This is a genomic window from Cellulomonas sp. P2_B4 (assembly GCF_056404795.1).
On the sequence record NZ_JBFUDI010000005.1, the window covers coordinates 158,505 to 175,807 of the forward strand.

General features: G+C 72.0%; 20 protein-coding genes. 10 read left to right on the top strand and 10 right to left on the bottom strand.

Features of this window, described 5'->3' with window-relative positions; genetic code table 11:
- Position 1: 1 nt before the first annotated feature.
- Together AC1DZC_RS10070 and AC1DZC_RS10075 are read right to left on the bottom strand one after the other, a co-directional pair.
- The gene (locus AC1DZC_RS10070; RefSeq protein ID WP_477043150.1) at positions 2-2,191 is read right to left on the bottom strand and encodes a DEAD/DEAH box helicase; all 2,190 of its coding nucleotides are present in this window, start codon (positions 2,189-2,191) and stop codon (positions 2-4) included.
- 13 nt (positions 2,192-2,204) lie between these two features.
- On the bottom strand, positions 2,205-3,386 hold the full coding sequence (locus AC1DZC_RS10075) for an MFS transporter (protein WP_477043151.1): 1,182 nt from the start codon (positions 3,384-3,386) through the stop codon (positions 2,205-2,207).
- Between the two features lie 126 nt (positions 3,387-3,512).
- Here AC1DZC_RS10075 and AC1DZC_RS10080 point away from each other — a divergent pair, with 126 nt between their 5' ends.
- Positions 3,513-4,652 carry an AI-2E family transporter gene (locus tag AC1DZC_RS10080; protein WP_477037583.1) on the top strand — a complete coding sequence of 380 codons (1,140 nt, stop codon included), beginning with the start codon at positions 3,513-3,515 and terminating at the stop codon, positions 4,650-4,652.
- Here the strand turns inward: AC1DZC_RS10080 and AC1DZC_RS10085 are convergent.
- The 3 genes from AC1DZC_RS10085 to AC1DZC_RS10095 are packed head-to-tail and all read right to left on the bottom strand — an operon-like array spanning position 4,649 to position 6,120.
- The gene (locus AC1DZC_RS10085; protein WP_477037582.1) at positions 4,649-5,116 is read right to left on the bottom strand and encodes an SRPBCC family protein; all 468 of its coding nucleotides are present in this window, start codon (positions 5,114-5,116) and stop codon (positions 4,649-4,651) included. The genes AC1DZC_RS10080 and AC1DZC_RS10085 overlap by 4 nt on opposite strands.
- On the bottom strand, positions 5,113-5,463 hold the full coding sequence (locus AC1DZC_RS10090; RefSeq protein ID WP_477043152.1) for an ArsR/SmtB family transcription factor: 351 nt from the start codon (positions 5,461-5,463) through the stop codon (positions 5,113-5,115). The genes AC1DZC_RS10085 and AC1DZC_RS10090 overlap by 4 nt, the downstream gene beginning before the upstream one ends.
- Before the next feature lie 45 nt (positions 5,464-5,508).
- Positions 5,509-6,120, bottom strand: coding sequence for a LysE family translocator (locus AC1DZC_RS10095; RefSeq protein ID WP_477037580.1), 612 nt, complete (start codon positions 6,118-6,120; stop codon positions 5,509-5,511).
- A gap of 44 nt (positions 6,121-6,164) precedes the next feature.
- Between AC1DZC_RS10095 and AC1DZC_RS10100 the strand changes: the two genes are divergently transcribed.
- Together AC1DZC_RS10100 and AC1DZC_RS10105 are read left to right on the top strand one after the other, a co-directional pair.
- Positions 6,165-6,791: a hypothetical protein gene (locus AC1DZC_RS10100; protein ID WP_477037579.1), complete on the top strand. Its 627-nt coding sequence runs from the start codon at positions 6,165-6,167 to the stop codon at positions 6,789-6,791.
- A 48-nt stretch (positions 6,792-6,839) separates the two neighbouring features.
- Positions 6,840-7,787 (top strand): diacylglycerol/lipid kinase family protein, encoded by a 948-nt coding sequence (locus AC1DZC_RS10105; RefSeq protein ID WP_477037578.1) that lies wholly within the window; start codon positions 6,840-6,842, stop codon positions 7,785-7,787.
- Here the strand turns inward: AC1DZC_RS10105 and AC1DZC_RS10110 are convergent.
- The 3 genes from AC1DZC_RS10110 to AC1DZC_RS10120 are packed head-to-tail and all read right to left on the bottom strand — an operon-like array spanning position 7,784 to position 10,958.
- Complete coding sequence (locus tag AC1DZC_RS10110; RefSeq protein WP_477043153.1) at positions 7,784-8,572, bottom strand: arylamine N-acetyltransferase family protein; 789 nt, start codon at positions 8,570-8,572, stop codon at positions 7,784-7,786. The two genes, AC1DZC_RS10105 and AC1DZC_RS10110, sit on opposite strands and share 4 nt — an antisense overlap.
- Entirely contained in the window at positions 8,569-9,492 is a 924-nt protein-coding gene (locus AC1DZC_RS10115; RefSeq protein WP_477043154.1) for a universal stress protein, read from the bottom strand. Before AC1DZC_RS10115 ends, AC1DZC_RS10110 begins: the two co-directional genes overlap by 4 nt.
- On the bottom strand, positions 9,489-10,958 hold the full coding sequence (locus tag AC1DZC_RS10120) for an amino acid permease (protein ID WP_477037575.1): 1,470 nt from the start codon (positions 10,956-10,958) through the stop codon (positions 9,489-9,491). Before AC1DZC_RS10120 ends, AC1DZC_RS10115 begins: the two co-directional genes overlap by 4 nt.
- A gap of 277 nt (positions 10,959-11,235) precedes the next feature.
- On the opposite strand from AC1DZC_RS10120, the gene AC1DZC_RS10125 reads away from it, so the two are divergent.
- The 3 genes from AC1DZC_RS10125 to AC1DZC_RS10135 all read left to right on the top strand — a co-directional run bounded on the left by AC1DZC_RS10125 (position 11,236) and on the right by AC1DZC_RS10135 (position 13,761).
- On the top strand, positions 11,236-11,664 hold the full coding sequence (locus tag AC1DZC_RS10125) for a DUF5684 domain-containing protein (protein ID WP_477043155.1): 429 nt from the start codon (positions 11,236-11,238) through the stop codon (positions 11,662-11,664).
- A 94-nt stretch (positions 11,665-11,758) separates the two neighbouring features.
- On the top strand, positions 11,759-12,571 hold the full coding sequence (locus AC1DZC_RS10130) for a putative protein N(5)-glutamine methyltransferase (RefSeq protein WP_477037573.1): 813 nt from the start codon (positions 11,759-11,761) through the stop codon (positions 12,569-12,571).
- A 50-nt stretch (positions 12,572-12,621) separates the two neighbouring features.
- On the top strand, positions 12,622-13,761 hold the full coding sequence (locus tag AC1DZC_RS10135; protein WP_477043156.1) for an epoxide hydrolase family protein: 1,140 nt from the start codon (positions 12,622-12,624) through the stop codon (positions 13,759-13,761).
- A 3-nt stretch (positions 13,762-13,764) separates the two neighbouring features.
- Here the strand turns inward: AC1DZC_RS10135 and AC1DZC_RS10140 are convergent, their stop codons facing one another.
- Complete coding sequence (locus AC1DZC_RS10140; protein WP_477043157.1) at positions 13,765-14,175, bottom strand: VOC family protein; 411 nt, start codon at positions 14,173-14,175, stop codon at positions 13,765-13,767.
- Between the two features lie 80 nt (positions 14,176-14,255).
- Here AC1DZC_RS10140 and AC1DZC_RS10145 point away from each other — a divergent pair, with 80 nt between their 5' ends.
- Together AC1DZC_RS10145 and AC1DZC_RS10150 are read left to right on the top strand one after the other, a co-directional pair.
- Entirely contained in the window at positions 14,256-15,188 is a 933-nt protein-coding gene (locus tag AC1DZC_RS10145) for a helix-turn-helix transcriptional regulator (protein WP_477043158.1), read from the top strand.
- A 9-nt stretch (positions 15,189-15,197) separates the two neighbouring features.
- Positions 15,198-15,623, top strand: a complete 426-nt coding sequence (locus AC1DZC_RS10150) for a DUF3224 domain-containing protein (protein WP_477043159.1) — start codon at positions 15,198-15,200, stop codon at positions 15,621-15,623.
- 4 nt (positions 15,624-15,627) lie between these two features.
- Here AC1DZC_RS10150 and AC1DZC_RS10155 read toward each other — a convergent pair whose 3' ends face one another.
- Positions 15,628-16,038 (bottom strand): DUF6855 family protein, encoded by a 411-nt coding sequence (locus tag AC1DZC_RS10155; protein ID WP_477037568.1) that lies wholly within the window; start codon positions 16,036-16,038, stop codon positions 15,628-15,630.
- 155 nt (positions 16,039-16,193) lie between these two features.
- Here AC1DZC_RS10155 and AC1DZC_RS10160 point away from each other — a divergent pair, with 155 nt between their 5' ends.
- Both AC1DZC_RS10160 and AC1DZC_RS10165 read left to right on the top strand, forming a co-directional pair.
- On the top strand, positions 16,194-16,721 hold the full coding sequence (locus AC1DZC_RS10160; protein ID WP_477043160.1) for a hypothetical protein: 528 nt from the start codon (positions 16,194-16,196) through the stop codon (positions 16,719-16,721).
- A 150-nt stretch (positions 16,722-16,871) separates the two neighbouring features.
- Positions 16,872-17,303 carry a YciI family protein gene (locus tag AC1DZC_RS10165; protein ID WP_477043161.1) on the top strand — a complete coding sequence of 144 codons (432 nt, stop codon included), beginning with the start codon at positions 16,872-16,874 and terminating at the stop codon, positions 17,301-17,303.

The window sequence follows — 17,303 nt, forward strand, 5'->3', positions numbered from 1 at the left end:
CCTACGCGTCGGTGATGGCGGCGTCGGTTGCGGGTGCGTCGGTGGATGCGTCCGCGGTCGATGGGTAGCCGAGGCGTGCGCGTTCCGACGCGACGACGGCGCGGGCGAGCTGGGCCTCCGTGACGTCGACGGCCCGGACGGTCGCCGCGGCCAGGCTGGACTCGCGCACGAACTGGTCGAACACCTCGCGCTTGCCGGCCAGGATCTCGGTGATCCGCTCGTCGACCCCGCCCTCGGCGAGCAACCGGTGCGCGCGCACGCTGCGCACCTGACCCATCCGGTGCAGCCGCGCGAACGCCTGCGCCTCGGCCGCGGGCGTGAGCTGCGGCTCGCACAGCACCGCCACGCTCGCGGCCTGCAGGTTCAGCCCGACACCGCCGACGGTGACCTGCGCGACGAGGACCGCGTTGGTGTCGGCCGCCGAGAACGCGTCGATGATCGCCTGCCGCTCGTCGGGGGCGACGTCACCGGTCAGCGGCCCGAAGACCGGCCGACCCGCGAGCGCGGCGACGACCGCGTCGATCACGTCGCGGAAGTAGCTGAACACCACGGTGCGGTGGCCGTTGAGCGCGGCGTCGTCGACGATCTCGACGAGCCGCTCGAGCTTGGTGGAGTCCGGTCCCACGAACGCGGCGCGGCGCATCGCCATGAGGCTGCCGCTCTCCACAGCCGCCCGGTAGGCCACCTCGCCGGCCGGGGAGAGCTCCTCCCACTCGTCGACCACCACGAGCTCGGGCAGCTCGACCAGGACGTCGCGGGCGTTGCGGCGCAGGTACACGGGCGACACCGACTGCCGGAACACGTCGGCACCCACCAGACCGAGGTGCCGCGGCAGCATCCCCGCCAGCTCGGGCTGCAGCAGCCGGACCAGGGCGAGGAAGTCCTCGAGCTCGTTGTCCAGGGGCGTGCCGGTCAGGAACGCCACGCGCCGGACCTGCGACGTCCACTGCTCGACCAGGCGCGACCGGTGGGCGGACGGGTTCTTCACGTAGTGCGCCTCGTCGACGACCAGCAGCCCCACAGGGGACACCGGCACGTGCGCCAGCCCCTCGTAGGTGGTGACGCCGACGCCTCCGTTGGACAGCCACGCCTCGACCTCCGCGTCACGGTCGGGCCCGTGCAGCCGGTGCGGGACCAGGGCGCTGTGCGAGGCGATCTCGCGCACCCAGTTGACCAGGACGCTCGCCGGGCACACGACGAGGAACCGCCGGTCGCCCGCCGCGGCCAGCGACGACATCACGGCCAACGCCTGCACGGTCTTGCCGAGGCCCATCTCGTCGCCGAGCAGGGCGCGCCCCTGGCGGAGGACGAACCGCGCACCGAAGGCCTGGTACCCGCGCAGCTCGACGCGCAGCGCGGCCAGGTCGAGGGGCTGGGTGGCGACGAGGTCGGCCAGCTCGGTGGTGAGCAGGCCGCGGGCCGCGAGCACCCGGTCGCCGACCGGGACGATCTGCTCGAGCGTCGTGTAGTAGGTCGGGCTGTGCTGCTCGAAGTCGTCCCAGAGGGCCGCGGTCGTCGGGTCGGGCAGACGGGTCGCGGCGAGCAGGGTCGCGACGATCGCCGGCAGGTCCGCCAGCCGGGTGTCCCAGCCGTCGAGTGCGGCGAGTGCCGCGCGGGCCCGGATCTTGGTGCGCGACCGGGACAGGGCCAGCCGGATCGGATGGGTGCCGCGGCGGGCGTCCGGGAGCTGGTCGCGGACCGACGACGAGTACTCGACGAGCCGGCGCCTATGGGGCTCGACGAGCGGGCGCAGGCGGCGCAGGCGGTTCAGCAGGGCGAGGAGCGAGGCGTCCGACGACGTGTCGCGCCGGCCGGTGCGGTCGGGCTCGATGCGCACCGACGTGCTCGCGCGGACCGTGTCGGCCAGCTGGGCGACCGCGGCGACGACGGTCCGGGCCGTCTGCAGGCCGACGCCGGGGACCGCGTCCAGCTGCTCGGGGGTGCGACCCAGGAGGTCCGCGGCGGTGGTGAGGCCGGCGTCGGCGAGGGAGCGCAGCCGCAGGTTGCGGTCGGTCAGCTCGCCGAGGCGTTCCACGCCGACCCGCGACAGCTCGGCGCGGACGCGGTCCTCGCGCCGCGCGGTGACGAGGTCGGTCACGGCGGCGAGGGCGTCGTCGACCGCGGCGAGGACGGCGCTCGCATCGGCGGCGAAGGCGGCGTGCCGCTCGACGAGGGCGCGCGGGTCGGTCACGGGGACGGCTCGGTCATGGTGTCGCCGGGAAGGCTCGTCGGGAGAAGAGGACGACGACCAGCCCGGCCGCGATGATGCCGGCGCCGAGGTACGGGATCCACTCCAGCCCCGGCCCGGCCAGGACGAGCGCGCCGAGGGCCGCACCGCCGCCGATCCCGATGTTGGCGGTGCTGTTCACCAGGGCACCGATGACGTCGGGCGAGGCGCCGCGCGTGCGGATGGCCGCCGTCTGGAACACGGACGCCACCGCACCGAAGCCGGCGGACCACACCGCGGCCGCGGCGAGCACGCCGGCCAAGGACGGGAACGCCACGCCCAGGGCGAGCAGGCCGAGCGCCACGGCGAACAGGACCAGGATCGTGCTCCGACGCGGGTGCTTGTCGAGGGCGGCGACGGCGTAGGCGGTGCCCACGAGCCCGAGCGCGCCGAGGCCGAGCAGGACGGGTCCGACCGCCACCTCGGTGAGCCCCGACGCGAGCAGCAGCACCGCGACGTAGGTGTAGACGGTGTACTGCCCGAGGTAGGTCAGGGAGTTCGTCGTCGCGACGACCGCGAGCCGCGCACGGTTGGTGCTGCGGGCCTCGTCGGCGACCGGGGCCCCTCCGCCGGCCACCCCGGGAAGGAAGAGGGCGACCAGGGCGACGGCCACCGCGCACGCCCCGCCGAGGACCGCGAACGCGGCACGCCACCCGACGGCCGCGCCGAGCGCCGTGGACAGGGGGACGCCGAGCACGAACCCGGCCGACGCACCGGCCGTGACCAGGGCGAGCGCACGGCCGGTGACCTGCGGGCTGACCAGCCGGGACGCGTACCCGATGGCGACCGAGAAGAAGATCGCGTGGGCGATCCCGCCGAGGGCGCGCGCGCCGGCGACCACCCCGAAGGACGGGGCGACCGCGACCAGCAGGTTGCTGACGGTGTACGCGACGAGCGTGCTCATCAGCAGCCCCTTGCGGGGGAGCCGACGCGTGGCGAGCACGAGCGGGACGGCGAGCGCGGCGACCATGAACGCGTAGACGGTGACCAGCAGGCCGGCGATCGACTCGGTGACCCCGAGGTCGTCGCTCATCTGCGGGAGCAGTCCGACGGGGACGAGCTCGGTGGTGATCGCGACGAACGTGGCGAGCGCCAGGGCGATGATGCCGCCGGCGGCCTCACGGACGGTGCCGGGCTGCCAGTGGTGGTCGCTCGTCACGGGAGCATGCTCGCACGCGGCTGCGACAGCGACCCCGCGAGGTCCCGCGCCGGGGACCGGACATCTTGTATCTTGCGAGCGACCGTTCCGACAGATCGACCTGCATCCCGCGAAGGAGCGCGCCCGATGGCTTCGCCTCAGGGCCTCGCGCCCGCCACCCGGACCCTGCTGACTCTCGCGGCCTTCGTGGTCACGCTCGCCGGGCTCCACGCCGCCGGCGGCTTCTTCGCGCCGATCATGCTCGCCGTGGTGCTGATCATCATCTGCCACCCGCTGCGCATCCCGCTGGAGCGTCGCGGCTGGAAGCCCTGGATGGCGACGACGGCCGTGATCGTGGCCGTGTACCTGATCCTGGCGATCCTCGTCGCGATGCTCGTGTTCGCCGGCATCCGGTTCGCGGACCTCATCACCGACTACACCGACGAGCTGCAGCAGTCGCTGGGCGACGTGACCACGTGGCTGGCCTCGATCGGCGTCGACCAGGACACCGCCAACCAGATCGCCGACGGGATCAACCCGTCGCAGGTGGTCGGTGCGGCGACGTCGGTCGCGAGCACGGTGCTGAGCATCGCGGGGTCGTTCTTCTTCGTCCTGGCCTACGTGATCTTCATGGGGGTCGACGCCGCCCGGTACGACCGCGGCCGCCCCGCCTTCCTGCCGACGAGGTCGGACGTGCTGGAGCGGGCCACGATCTTCAACCGCGGGGTGCGCAGCTACTTCGTCGTCAGCGCGACCTTCGGCGCGATCGTCGCGGTCATCGACGGCCTGGCCCTGTACTGGCTCGGGGTGCCGGCGGCGGTCGTCTGGGCGATCCTCGCGTTCGTCACCAACTTCATCCCGAACATCGGGTTCGTCATCGGCCTGATCCCGCCGATGCTGCTCGCGTTCGTGGTGGGCGGCTGGCAGCTCGCGCTCGCGGTGCTCGTCGTCTACTGCCTGGTCAACGTCACGCTGCAGGTGATGGTCCAGCCGCGGTTCGTCTCCGACGCCGTGAACATCACGCTCACGCTCAGCTTCGTCTCGGTCGTCTTCTGGACGTTCATCATCGGCCCGCTGGGCGCGATCCTGGCGGTCCCGATGACCCTGCTGACCCGCGCGATGCTCCTGCCGAAGAACTCGTCGAGCGCGTTCTTCTTCTGGATCTCGGGCGAGACCGGCCCCAACGAGCCGGAGTCGCCCGACGACGCGGTGCCGGACGACCCGCACCCCGAGGAGCCCGTCACCCCCGACGACCGCCCTCCGGCGGCCGTCGAGGCCACGGCCTAGCGGGTCAGGAACGCCTCGATCCGGTCGAGCGCGCCCACCCACGCCATCGAGGCGAAGAAGTCGCGCACCTCGACCGACGGGAAGCCGCTCTGCACGACGGTCATCAGCGTGCCGCCGTCGGCCGGCTCGAACGTGATGTCGATGTGCGTCGACATGGTCATACCGTCGGGGCTGCTGCCCGAGGAGTCGGTGACCAGGCGCCCCACGCCGGTGGCGGACGGGCGCTCGATGACCAGGAACGTCTGCGTCTCGCGGAACAGGCTGTCGCGGGTCGTGCCCCAGACGGCCGTCTGCTGACCGCCGACGCGCAGGTCGACCTCGATCTCCACGATGCCGGGGGTCTCGTCGAGGATCGAGAACCAGATCGTCTGCTTCTCGGCGTCCGTGTACGCGTCGAAGACCTGGTCGGGCGTGGCGGGGAGGACGCGCGTCATGCGCAGCTCGATGGTGTCTGTCGTGGTCATCGGTCCTGGCCTTCCTCAGAGGTGCCGTTCTGGAGGGTGAAGTAGGCGTCCAGGCCGTCGAGACGACGCTCCCAGAGCCGCTGGTAGAACGAGATCCAAGCCATGGCGTCGTCCAGCCGCTCGGTGCCGAGGCGGCACTGCCGCGAACGGCCGACCTTCTGGGTGGCGACGAGGCCGGCGTCCTCGAGGATCTGCACGTGCTTCTTCATGCCGGTCAGGCTCATCTCGTGCGGCTCGGCCAGCTCGCCGATGGTCGCGGGACCCTCGCCCAGGCGGACGAGGATGTCGCGACGAGTGGCGTCGGCGAGCGCCGAGTAGAGCCGATCGAGCACCTGTTGCTGAACCATGTGGTTCACCATACGACACTGAACCGTTTGGTGCAATAAGCGAGATCAGCGGTCGGTGAGCGCGAGCTTGGCGCCCAGCGCGACGAACGCCCCGGCGAACGTCCGACGCATCCACAGGACGACCCGCGGGCGGCTGACCACCTGCGTCCGGACGGCGGCCGCGCACGCCCCGTAGAGGCCGAACACCACGAACGTCATCGCCATGAACACCCCGCTGAGCAGCGCCATGTGCGCGAACGCGCCGGGCTCCCCGGGACGGACGAACTGCGGCAGGAACGCGAAGAAGAAGATCGTCAGCTTCGGGTTGAGGATGTTGACGAGGATCGCCGACCAGATCACGCGCCCCGCCGACTTCTGCGCCGGTCCCTCGTCGACCACGATCTCCGAGCGGTCCCGCCACATCCGGACCGCCATGTAGAGCAGGTACGCGACGCCGAGCAGCTTGAGCGACTGGAACGCGATCGCGCTGGCGTTGAGCACCGCGGCCAGCCCGGTGATCGCGGCGACCATGTGGGGGACGATCCCGAGCGTGCAGCCCAGCGCCGCGACCAGGCTCGCCCGGGTGCCGCGGCTCAGGCCGGCGCTCAGCGTGTAGATCACGCCGGTGCCGGGAGTCGCGACGATCACGAGCGTCGTGAGCAGGAACGCGAGGGTCACGGGGTCCATCGTGCACCCGGCCGTGGGTCCGACATGATGGAGCGATGTCGTTCTTCCCTGCGGTCGACGAGTTCCAGGGCGAGCCCGAGGACATCGACGAGCTGGAGGTGCTCGACCCGCCGTGGGCCGGCTTCCCGCGCGACGAGCTGCCCGGCACGCTGCCGCTGACGGTCGAGCTCGGTCGCTCGGACTCGACCGTCGTGCGCCTGGAGGACGTGCGCGCCTACTCCGCGGGGGTCGTGTTCCGGGTCGCCGTCCGGATCCGACGGACCACTGTGCGCGACCGGTCGCGCGTCCTGGGCCAGCTGGACGTCACGCACGGGCGCGGCTCGTTCCACCTCGCCCTGCCGCAGGGCGGCCTGCGCTGGGGTTTCGAGCTCTCCGACGGGCGCCGCGTCACCAGCCTCGACCGTTCCCCGTGGACGACGGTCCCGGCCGATGCCGACCCGATGGACTGGACGCCGGACGGGCCGGTGATGGACGGCGCGAGCCAGCCGATGCACTACGCCGAGCGGTGGGCGCGCGACGTCTGGCTCTGGCCCCTGCCGCCCGCGGGCGACCTGCGTGCCGTGTGCGCGTGGCCGGACCGCGACATCCCCGAGACGAGCACGATCCTCGACGCGACGGCCATCCGCGCGGCCGCGGCAGCCGCCCAGCCGCTCTGGCCCTGATCGATCCCCCCGGTGGCCGGGCCGGGCTTCCGCCGTCAGACTCGCCCGGTGAACACCCAACCCGCCGTACGCGAGGACGCCGTGCGCGAGAACCAGTCCCAGCGGTCGGCGGTGATCGTGAACCCGAACCGCGTCGAGGGTCTCGACGAGCTGCGCGCGACCGTCGACGAGCAGATCACCGCGGCGGGGTGGCCGGCGCCGGTCTGGCTCGAGACGACCAAGGAGGACCCGGGCACCGGTCAGGCGCGGCAGGCGGTCGACGAAGGCGCCGAGGTGGTGTTCGTCGCGGGCGGCGACGGCACGGTCCGCGCGGCGATCGAGGGTCTGGCCGGCACCGGCGCGGCGCTGGCGGTGCTGCCCGGCGGCACGGGCAACCTGCTCGCCAACAACCTCGGCATCCCCACCGACACGACCGAGGGCGTGCAGCTCGCGCTCGACGGCGGCCGGCGAGTGGTCGACGTCGGGGAGGTCGACGGGCAGGTGTTCGCCGTGATGGCCGGTATGGGGCTCGACGCCGCGATGGTCGACGACGCACCGACCGCCCTCAAGGCCCGGGTGGGCACGCTGGCGTACGTCTACTCGGCGCTCCGGCACCTGGCCGACGACGAGATGCGGGTCGAGGTCCGCGTCGACGACCTCCCGGTGCTGCGCCGGCGTGCGCGCAGCGTCCTCGTCGCCAACGTGGGGCGGCTGCAGGGCGGGGTGCACCTGCTCCCCGACGCCGAGGCCGACAGCGGGCAGCTGGAGGTCGCCGTGCTCGCGCCGCAGAACTTCGGGCACTGGGTGCAGCTCACGCTCGGCGTGCTCACGCGCAAGAAGCGCGTCCCCAACATGGAGGTGCTGCGCGGCTCGACGATCGTCGTGACCAGCGACCGCGCGCACCCGCGCCAGCTCGACGGCGACGTGATCGACCCGTCGGACACCCTCGAGGCCACGGTCCGCCCCGGCGCGCTGCGGGTCTGCGTCGAGGCGTCCGAGAACCTCGAGGCGTCCTAGAACCTCGCGACCAGCGTGGCCAGCTGGTCCGGGGTCATGGTCAGGCCCATGTCCCGCAGCACCCCGTCGAGCTCGTCGTCGCCGACCGTGGTGGTGGACACCTTGCCCGCCGGTGACTCGACCACGAGCTCGCGGCCGGTGAGCAGGTGCGCCAGCGACTCGTCCTTGCGCTGGACGACGATCTGCGGCGTGAAGCGCGACGTCGGCGACGTCGAGGTGAACCAGTTGGCGGTGACCACGTCGGCGGGGTACGTGTCCTCGGGCGCGACGGTGTAGTGCGTGAACCAGCGCCCGGAGCGCTGCTCGTGCAGCTGCCAGCTCCCGTCGCCGAGCAGGACGGTCCGGAACGTCCAGCCGCCCTGCGTCGTGACGTTGCCGGCGATCAGCGGGACCGGGAACAGCAGGCCCGTGCCGTACCCGGTGTCGGCCAGGTGCCAGACGCCGTCGACGAGCACGAAGACGACCAGGTGCGAGCGGGGCCGGGGCGACACGGCCGGGTCGCCGATGCGCGCGAGCCGTCGTTGCACCGGATGGCCGAGGCGTTCGAGGGCCGCGCCGAGCAGGAGCGCGTGCTCGTAGCAGTAGCCGCCGCGGCCGTCGTGGACGAGCTTGCGCTCGATGTCGGGCAGCTCGACGCTCACGCCGGTGCCGAGCAGGACGTCGAGGTTCTCGAACGGGAACGCGGCCAGGTGGTTGCGGTGCACCTCGGGCACCGTCGGGGCGCCGCCGACACGGGCGAGGTAGCCGTCGAGATCGAGCAGGTCCGCGCCCCACCCGTCCGTCACAGGGCGTCCCGCGGGACGACGAGGACGGGCACGGGCGAGTAGCGCACGATCTTGGTCGCGCGGGTGCCGAGGAACACGCGGCGGAGCGTACCGCTGGTGGACGAGCCGAGGATGAGCAGCTCGTTGGGCTCCCAGTCGATCGAGGCCAGCGCGTCCGCCCAGCTGGTCCCGGACGCGACGACGAACGTGGCGTCGTCGTCGATCTCGTCGCCCAGCCGGGCTCGCAGCGCGGCCTGGGCCTCCTCGACCTGCTCCTGCCACTGCGCGTTGACCTCGGACTCGATGTCCATCCCGATCTCGGGCGGGTACATGGTCCGCGACTGCACCCCGAACGACGCGACCCGCAGCTGCACGTCGATCTCGCGGGTCAGCGCGGCGGCCCAGCGGACCGCGGGAGCCTGGTCGGACGTCCCGCCGAACGAGCAGGTCAGGCGGTGCGCGGAGTCCCCGGCATCGCCGCCCGCACACAGGTAGCCGCGCGGGGCGATGGCCAGCGGGACCGGCGACGAGTGCAGCAGGAAGTCGGCGGTCGACCCGATGACGACGCGCCCGTGGGTGCCGCCCTCCGTCGCCGAGCCGAGCACGAGCGCCGTCGCCTGACGCGCCTCCGCGAGGCCGGCCAGGGCACGCGGCGTCGAGCGGTCGTTCAGCCGGACGAACTCGACGGTGACGTCGTCGGCACGCGGCCCGAGGAAGGCGCGCGCCGCGTCCTCCGCGGCCTTCGTCCGCTCGTCGAGCCACGCCTGCATCTCGCCGTCGACCTTCGCCATCGACGGCACCTGCCAGCCGGGCGGGACGACGGTGGCGATGACCAGCTCGAGCGGCCGCGTCGCCTCGGGCAGCGTGCGCACGAGGGACATGCCGAGATCGACGGCCGCGCGCGCGTCCCCGAACGGGTTGGCGCCGACCACGACGGTCACGCGTCGACCTCGTCGATCTCGTCGAGGTCGCTGTCCTGCGGGAGCCCCCTGCCCAGCAGCGAGTGCCTGCGTCCCCACAGGAAGTAGAAGCCGAGCACGACGGCCAGCCACACGAAGAACCACGCGTAGGTGTACCAGTGCAGGCCGGACAGGATGTAGATGCAGGCCGCGATCGCGAGCAGGGGTGTGACCGGGTAGCCGGGCACCTTGAAGCCGCGGGGCAGGTCGGGCCGGGTCCGGCGCAGGATCAGGACGCCGACCGACACGACGATGAACGCGACGAGCGTCCCGATGGAGACCAGGTCCCAGAGCGCGTCGAGCGGGATGAACGCGGCGAGAGACCCGACGACGATCGCGACGATGACCGTGTTGTTGACGGGCGTGTGGGTGCGCGGGCTGACCTTGGCGAACGTCTTGGGCAGCAGCCCGTCGCGGCCGATCGCGAACAGGATGCGCGTCTGGCCGTACATCGTCACGAGCGTCACCGAGAAGATCGAGATCACGGCGCCCGCGGACAGGATCGTGCCGGGCCAGGTCGCACCGACCACGTCCTGCAGGATCTTGGCCAGACCGGCCTCGCCCTGCGCGGCGTCGCCGAACTCCTCCCACGGCTGGGTGCCGAGCGCGGAGACCGCGACGAGGATGTAGATCGCCGTGACGATCGCGAGCGCGCCGAGGATGGCCCGCGGCATGGTCCGCTGCGGGTCGCGCACCTCGTCGCCGGCGGTGGACACGGCATCGAGGCCGATGAAGGTGAAGAAGATCGTCCCGGCCGCCGCCGTGATGCCGGCGATGCCCTTGGGCGCGAAGTCGGCGAAGTTGTCGGAATGGAAGCCGGTGAAGGCGATCGCGACGAACATCAGGAGCACCGCGAGCTTGATGACGACCATCGTCGCGTTGACCTTGGCGGACTCCGAGGCGCCGCGGATGAGCAGCAGGGCACAGCAGGCGATCAGGAAGAGCGCGGGCAGGTTGATGATCCCGGGGTCGTCGGCCCAGGGTGCCGCCGACAGCGCGTCGGGCACCTGGAAGCCGAACAGGTTGTGCAGCAGCTGGTTGAGATAGCCGCTCCAGCCGACGGCGACGGCCGCCGTCGAGACGCCGTACTCGAGGAGCAGGCAGGCCGCGACGCCCATCGCGACCACCTCGCCGAGGGTCGCGTACGCGTAGGAGTACGTCGACCCGCTGACGGGGACAGCCGAGGCCATCTCCGCGTAGGACAGGGCGGAGAGGCCGGCCGCGATCCCCGCGAGCACGAAGGAGACGATCACCGCCGGACCGGCGTCGGGAACCGCCTCGTGCATCACGAAGAACACGCCCGTACCGACGGTCGAGCCGACGCCGAACATCATGAGCGTGAACGTGCCGAGCGAGCGCTCGAGGCCCTCGCTCGACTTCAGCGTGTACGCGGTGATCGGCTTCTTGCGCCAGATCTGGTGCCGCAGGGACGTGGTCGGTGCGCTCATGGGCGGGCCTCTCGGAGGGGAGACCCGCGACCTCGGGTCGTCCGTCCACCGTAGGAGCGGCTGCGGCGACCGGCAATATGTCGGGCGAGATCATCGCCGACCTCGAGGTGTCCGCCCCGAGCTTCGGCCCGCAGCCGGACTGATCGCCATTGATGATCGGCGGTGTCGGCGAATTGTGAAAGGGGGATCAACGCCGGAGACAACCGATGAAGAATTCGTGAGAACTGGCTGCTGAACCTGCGTACACGGACCCCCGCGGATCGCTACTGTTCGGCGCATGTCGATTCTCACGGACGTGGCCGTCACCACGACATCTGCCGACGTCAACACGGGTGCGATCCTCACCTACGTGCTGATCAGCGCCCTGGTCAGCTATGTCCTCGTCGTCATCCCGCTCTGGGCCATCTTCGCCAAGGCCGGCGAGCCGGGCTGGCAGGCCCTGATCCCGATCTGGAACACCATCGTGATCATCAAGATCGCGGGCAAGCCGATCTGGTGGATCATCCTGCTCATCATCCCGATCGTGAACATCATCGTCTGGATCGTCGTCCTGTACGGGCTGTCCCTGTCGTTCGGGCACGGTGGCGGATTCACCGTCGGCCTGGTCTTCCTGAGCCTGATCTTCTACTACATCCTCGCGTTCGACTCGAGCCGGTACCAGGGCCCCGCCGGCGCGGCCGCACCGCTCGGCTACCAGCCCGCCTGACCTGAACCTCGCCGAACGGCCGCACCTCCGAGCTCGGGGGTGCGGCCGTTTCGTTGCGGCCTAGGGTGGACCGTTCCAGGCTCGAGGGGTAGTCGTGACCAAGCTGTCGTACGAGGTGGTCGTGCAGATGCTGCGCACCGCCGGATGTGTGTTCGCGGAGGACGAGGCCGCGCTGCTCGTGCGGGAGGCGCAGTCCGCCGACGAGCTCGCCGCGATGGTCGAGCGCCGCGTCGCCGGCGAGCCGCTGGAGGTCGTCGTCGGGTGGGCGGAGTTCTGCCACCTGCGCATCGAGATCGACGCGGGGGTGTTCGTCCCGCGGCTGCGCACCGAGTTCCTCGTCGACGAGGCCGCGCGGCTCGTCGAGCTCGTGCGGCTCGTGCTCCCGTCCGGCGAGCCCGTCGTGGTCCTCGACCTGTGCTGCGGCTCCGGTGCCCTCGGGGTCGCCCTCGCCGAGAACCTCGACTCCGACGTCGAGCTCTACGCCGTCGACATCGAGCCGGCGGCTGTCGCGTGCGCGCGTCGGAACGTCGCCCCGGTCGGCGGGCTGGTCTTCGAGGGCGACCTCGACGCGCCCTTGCCGGACCACCTGCGCGGCCGCGTGGAGGTGCTCCTGGCCAACGTGCCGTACGTGCCCACCGACGCGATCGCCAGCATGCCGGCCGAGGCGCGCGAGCACGAGCCCCTGGTCACGCTCGACGGCGGTCCCGACGGGCTCGACGTGCTGCGCCGGGTCGCCGCGCTGGCGCCCCGCTGGCTCGCGCCCGGCGGGCACGTGCTCATCGAGACCAGCGAGTCGCAGGCCCGGGCGGCCGCCGCCGCCTTCGAGGCTGCCGGGCTGACCGCCCGGATCGCCGTCGACGTCGACCGGGAGGCGACGGCGATCGTCGGGACGCTCCTGCCCGACTGAGGAAGAAGGTGACAGACCGGTGACACCGGCTGTTCCCTAGCGTCGGTGTCATGACCATCGAACCGTTCTCCATCGACATCCCGTCCGCCCAGCTCGACGACCTCGCCGAGCGGCTCAGACGCACCCGGTACAGCAGCGCGCTGCCGGGCGACGACTGGTCGAGGGGCGTGCCGACCGGCTACCTGCGGGAGCTGGTCGAGTACTGGCGCGACTCCTACGACTGGCGCGCCCAGGAGGCCGCCCTCAACGCGTTACCGCAGTTCACCACCGAGATCGACGGGCAGCGCATCCACTTCGTGCACGTGCGGTCGGCGGCGCCGGACGCGATCCCGCTCGTCCTCACGCACGGCTGGCCGGGGTCGTTCACCGAGTTCGTCGACCTCGTCGGACCCCTCACCGACCCGCCCGACGGTTCGCCCGCGTTCCACGTCGTGATCCCCTCGCTGCCCGGCTTCGGCTTCTCGGGGCCGGTGTCGGAGGCGGGCTGGGACGTCGCGCGGATCGCGCGTGCCTGGGTCGAGCTCATGTCCCGGCTCGGCTACGACCGCTTCGGCGTACAGGGCGGGGACATCGGGGCGGCCGTCTCGCCGGAGGTCGCCCGGCTCGCGCCCGACCGCGTGATCGGCGTCCACCTGAATGGCAACATCGGGGTGCTGTTCGAGCCTCCGGCCCCCGACGAGGTCTTCACGGACCTTGAGCAGGACCGGCTGCGACGGACCGCGGAGTTCATGCAGGAGCAGTTCGGGTACATCTCGATCCAGTCCACCCGCCCCGCGACGATCGGCGCGGCGCTGGCGGACTCGCCGGTCGGCCAGCTCGCGTGGATCGTCGACAAGCTCCGGGAGTGGACCGAGCCGCGCGAGACGCTGCCGCACGTGATCCTGGGCATCGACTGGCTGCTCACCGACGTGATGCTCTACTGGCTCACCGGCACGGCCGCGTCGGCCGCCTTCGTCGGGTACGCCCAGGCCGCCGAGTGGGGAGCGGCGAAGCGTCCCGCGCCGAGCGGCGTACCGACGGGTGTCATCGTCTTCGCCGGGGACGTGGGGATCCGCCGGTACGCCGAGCGGGAGCACGAGATCGTGCGGTGGGTCGACGTCGAGGGCCGGGGCGGGCACTTCGCCGCGCGGGAGGAGCCCGGTCTGCTCGTCGACGACGTGCGGGCGTTCTTCGCGTCCCTGAGCGCCTGACCCCTAGGCGTTGTCGCGCCAGTTCGGGTTCGACATGAACCCGAGGACGTTGCCGAAGGGGTCCGTGACGGAGGCCGTGACGAAGCCGTGGCCGCGCTCGCGGACCTCGTCGTGCACCGTCGCCCCGAGGTCGAGCGCCTGCTGGAACGTCGCCGCGATGTCGTCGGTGTGCCAGTAGGCGACCGCCCCCGAGGGTCCGCCCTGCGTCGGTGCGTACCGGCGGTCGACGATGCCGAGCTCGTCGTGGTGGTCGCCGAGGCGGAACTCGATGTAGGCGTCGCGGACGAAGTACGGCTCGATGCCCAGCAGGTCGGTGTACCAGGCGCGTGCCGCGGAAAGGTCGTCGGCGAAGAACGAGACGTTGGCCAGGCCGCGCAGGAGGGTGCTCTTCTGGGTGCTGCTCTCTGTGTTCATGACTCCACTCTCGCGGTCAAAGTGCTCATCGTCTGATCACGTTTATCGGTAGGTTCGGAACCGTGAGAGCAGACCGGTTGGTGGCGACCCTCCTCCTGATGCAGGCGCGCGGGCGCGTGACGGCGGCCGAGGTGGCGTCGTCGCTGGAGGTGTCGGTCGCGACCGCGCGACGCGACCTGGAGGCACTCTCGAGCGCCGGCATCCCGGTGTACCCGCAGCCCGGGCGCGGCGGCGGGTGGTCGCTGGTCGGGGGCGCGCGGACCGACCTGACCGGGCTCACGTCCTCCGAGGCGCAGGCGCTGTTCCTGCTCGTCGGGCCCACGTCCGGCCGGTCGCCCGCGGCCGCGTCGGCGCTGCGCAAGCTCGTGCGCGCGCTGCCCGAGACGTTCCGCGCGGACGCCGAGGCCGCAGCACGGGCGGTGGTCGTGGACCGCGGCGCGTGGGGCTCCCGGACCGGTCCCGCGCAGGACGAGCTCGTCGACGAGCTCCAGGCGGCGGTGGTGCGGCGGCGGCAGGTCTTGCTCGTGTACCGGACGTCGCCCGAGCCCCGGCTGGTGGACCCGTGGGCCCTCGTGGACAAGGACCGCGTCTGGTACCTGATCGCCGGCACCCCGCGCGGGCACCGGACGTTCCGCGTCGACCGCATCGTCTCGGTCGACGTGCTCGGCTCGGCGTTCCGGCGTCCCGACGCGCTCGACGTCGACGCGGTGTGGGCCGGCGTGGTCGACGAGCTGGAGGCGCGTCGTTCGCGAGTGGCCGCCGTGGTGCTCGCTCCCGAGCGGCTCGTCCCGGTCCTGCAGGGTCAGTTCGGCCGGCACCTCGAACGGCTCGAACCGGTGGAGCCCGACGGCCGCGTGAGGGTGCGCGTGGCGGCGCACATGGCGCGGTCGGTCGCGGAGCAGCTCGCCGGGCACGGCTCGTCGGTCGAGGTCGTCTCGCCGCCCGAGGTGGTCGACGAGCTGGCGCGGATCGGGCAGGAGCTCGTCGCGGCGTATGTGGGTGGCGGTGGATAGCGTGCGGCGATGATCACCGAGGGGACATTCACCGCTGTCGGGACGTTCACGGTCAGTGGGTTCGCGGGCGTGCCGGTCGTCGTGCCGGATCCGGTGCAGACGGCGCTCGGCGTCGGCGTCGCCACCATGGAGAAGCGGTACGAGGGCGCGGTCGTGGGGCGATCGAACACCCTGTTCACCTCCGCGTACGACCCCGAGCGCGGCATCGGCACCTACGTCGCGCTCGAGTCGTTCGAGGGATCGCTGGACGGACGCGCCGGCACGTTCAACTTCGTGCACGTGGCGTCCACCAGCGGCAGCGACCGGTCCGGCGAGTTCTTCGCGATCGTCCCGGGCAGCGGCACCGCCGAGCTGGCCGGCGTCGCGGGCGACGGGGCGCTCGTGGTCGACGCCGACGGGACGCACCGGATGCGGTTCGACTACACCCTTGGGTGAGCGGTCAGGACGGCAGGGCGCGTACCCGGTTGTTGCGCGCGTCGTGCGTGAGCTCGACCAGGCCGAGCGCCTCGAGCAGGGGCGGCAGGTACATGCCGAACCGGCCGCGGTAGCCCTTGCGCAGCCCGTACCAGCCCCCGACCGGGTTCGACTCGTCGCGACCCCAGGCCTCGACCGTCCCGCCCGCCGCCGGCTTGTTCTCGTCCGCCGCCCCGAGCGGCACCCAGTCGCCCTGGGCGAGCAGCCAGGCGTGCAGGTCGTCGATCGCGGCCAGGTGGTACTTCAGCGTGGTCGACCCGACCTGGCACACGAGCGCCGGCGGATCGGCCGACTCGTCGCGGTACATCGTGTACGCCGAGGAGCCGGGTGCCGTGCTCAGCTGCCACGGGTCGTCCTTGGTTCCGGTGCCGGCCATCGTCTGCTTCTCTCGGACGTCGAACAGGTGACACCCCACTATCGACCGCCGGGTGCCGTCGCGCCGATCCGGACCGGGCGAACTCGCTACGCTCGCCACGGCGTCGGCCGGCGCCGACAGGATCGGATCGACACCCGGAGCGGGCGGTGAGGTGCGTGACGCGAGGTCTCTCGGACGCGGTGGGCCGGCTGGTGCCGATGGCGGCCTCCCAGCCCTGGTACGAGACCGCCGCCACGATCGCGACGCTCGTCGCCGCGCTCGGGGCCGTCGGCGCGATCGTCGTCGGGATCTTCACCATCCGGCAGCGCGCTGACGCCGACGCGCGCTCGCAGTGGTGGTCCCGCGTGCAGTGGGCCGTGGACCTGTCGTTCGAGGACGACCGGTCCCGGCGGACCGTCGGGTTCGAGGCCCTCGCGCTCCTCGCGCGGTCGCCGCTGGCGCGTCAGGGAGACGTGGACTTCCTGCGGGGCCTGACCATGGACGCGCTCGAGGCCGTGCGTGCGCGCGGCGAGGGGCCGTTCACGCTCGGGGAGCCCGAGCCGGTGGACCGCGTCACGAGCCAGAGCCATCGCGTCGGCGTGGGTCGCGACGAGGTGGCGGCCGCGCGGCTGCGGTCGACGACGGACGCGGTACAGGGCGTCCCGACGCCGGCGTGGGTCGAGGAGCTGGCGCGCACGAGCTGAGCCGCGGGCCGGTCAGGAGGTTGCCGGATCCTCGTCGAAAAACTCGTCCGGCCGCCGTGTCGAAGGTCGCCAGGGGCCGTTCGACGTACTGGTGAAGGCCCGGACCCGGCACTAGCGTCGGGACGGCGATCCACTACGAAGGAGCTCACCATGAAGGTCCTGGTCATGATCAAGGGCGACGGCGCCGACGAGGCCGCGGCCAAGCCGAACGACGAGATGTTCGCCACCATGAACGCGTACAACGAGGAGCTCGTGAACGCGGGCATCATGCTCGGCGGCGAGGGCCTCAAGCCGAGCTCCGAGGGCGCGAAGGTGCTGTTCGAGGGCGGCCAGACGTCGGTCGTCGACGGCCCCTTCACGGAGGCCAAGGAGATCATCGCCGGCTACTGGATCTGGCAGGTCAAGTCGCTCGACGAGGCCGTCGAGTGGGCCAAGCGTTGCCCGTCGACCCCGGAGCTGCGCTCGGTCCTCGAGATCCGGCCGTTCTTCGAGATGGAGGACTTCGCGCAGGTCGTCTCGCCGGAGATCCTCGAGAAGGAGAAGGACATCATCGCGCGGTCCAAGGCCAACCAGAACGCCTGA

What these genes read in the sequence shown, in the direction of transcription:
- AC1DZC_RS10080 (WP_477037583.1), top strand. Translation starts at nt 3,513, where the DNA reads ATGGCTTCGCCTCAGGGCCTCGCGCCCGCCACCCGGACCCTGCTGACT.
- AC1DZC_RS10085 (WP_477037582.1), bottom strand. Translation starts at nt 5,116, where the DNA reads ATGACCACGACAGACACCATCGAGCTGCGCATGACGCGCGTCCTCCCC.
- AC1DZC_RS10090 (WP_477043152.1), bottom strand. Translation starts at nt 5,463, where the DNA reads ATGGTTCAGCAACAGGTGCTCGATCGGCTCTACTCGGCGCTCGCCGAC.
- AC1DZC_RS10100 (WP_477037579.1), top strand. Translation starts at nt 6,165, where the DNA reads ATGTCGTTCTTCCCTGCGGTCGACGAGTTCCAGGGCGAGCCCGAGGAC.
- AC1DZC_RS10120 (WP_477037575.1), bottom strand. Translation starts at nt 10,958, where the DNA reads ATGAGCGCACCGACCACGTCCCTGCGGCACCAGATCTGGCGCAAGAAG.
- AC1DZC_RS10125 (WP_477043155.1), top strand. Translation starts at nt 11,236, where the DNA reads ATGTCGATTCTCACGGACGTGGCCGTCACCACGACATCTGCCGACGTC.
- AC1DZC_RS10135 (WP_477043156.1), top strand. Translation starts at nt 12,622, where the DNA reads ATGACCATCGAACCGTTCTCCATCGACATCCCGTCCGCCCAGCTCGAC.
- AC1DZC_RS10140 (WP_477043157.1), bottom strand. Translation starts at nt 14,175, where the DNA reads ATGAACACAGAGAGCAGCACCCAGAAGAGCACCCTCCTGCGCGGCCTG.
- AC1DZC_RS10150 (WP_477043159.1), top strand. Translation starts at nt 15,198, where the DNA reads ATGATCACCGAGGGGACATTCACCGCTGTCGGGACGTTCACGGTCAGT.
- AC1DZC_RS10155 (WP_477037568.1), bottom strand. Translation starts at nt 16,038, where the DNA reads ATGGCCGGCACCGGAACCAAGGACGACCCGTGGCAGCTGAGCACGGCA.
- AC1DZC_RS10165 (WP_477043161.1), top strand. Translation starts at nt 16,872, where the DNA reads ATGAAGGTCCTGGTCATGATCAAGGGCGACGGCGCCGACGAGGCCGCG.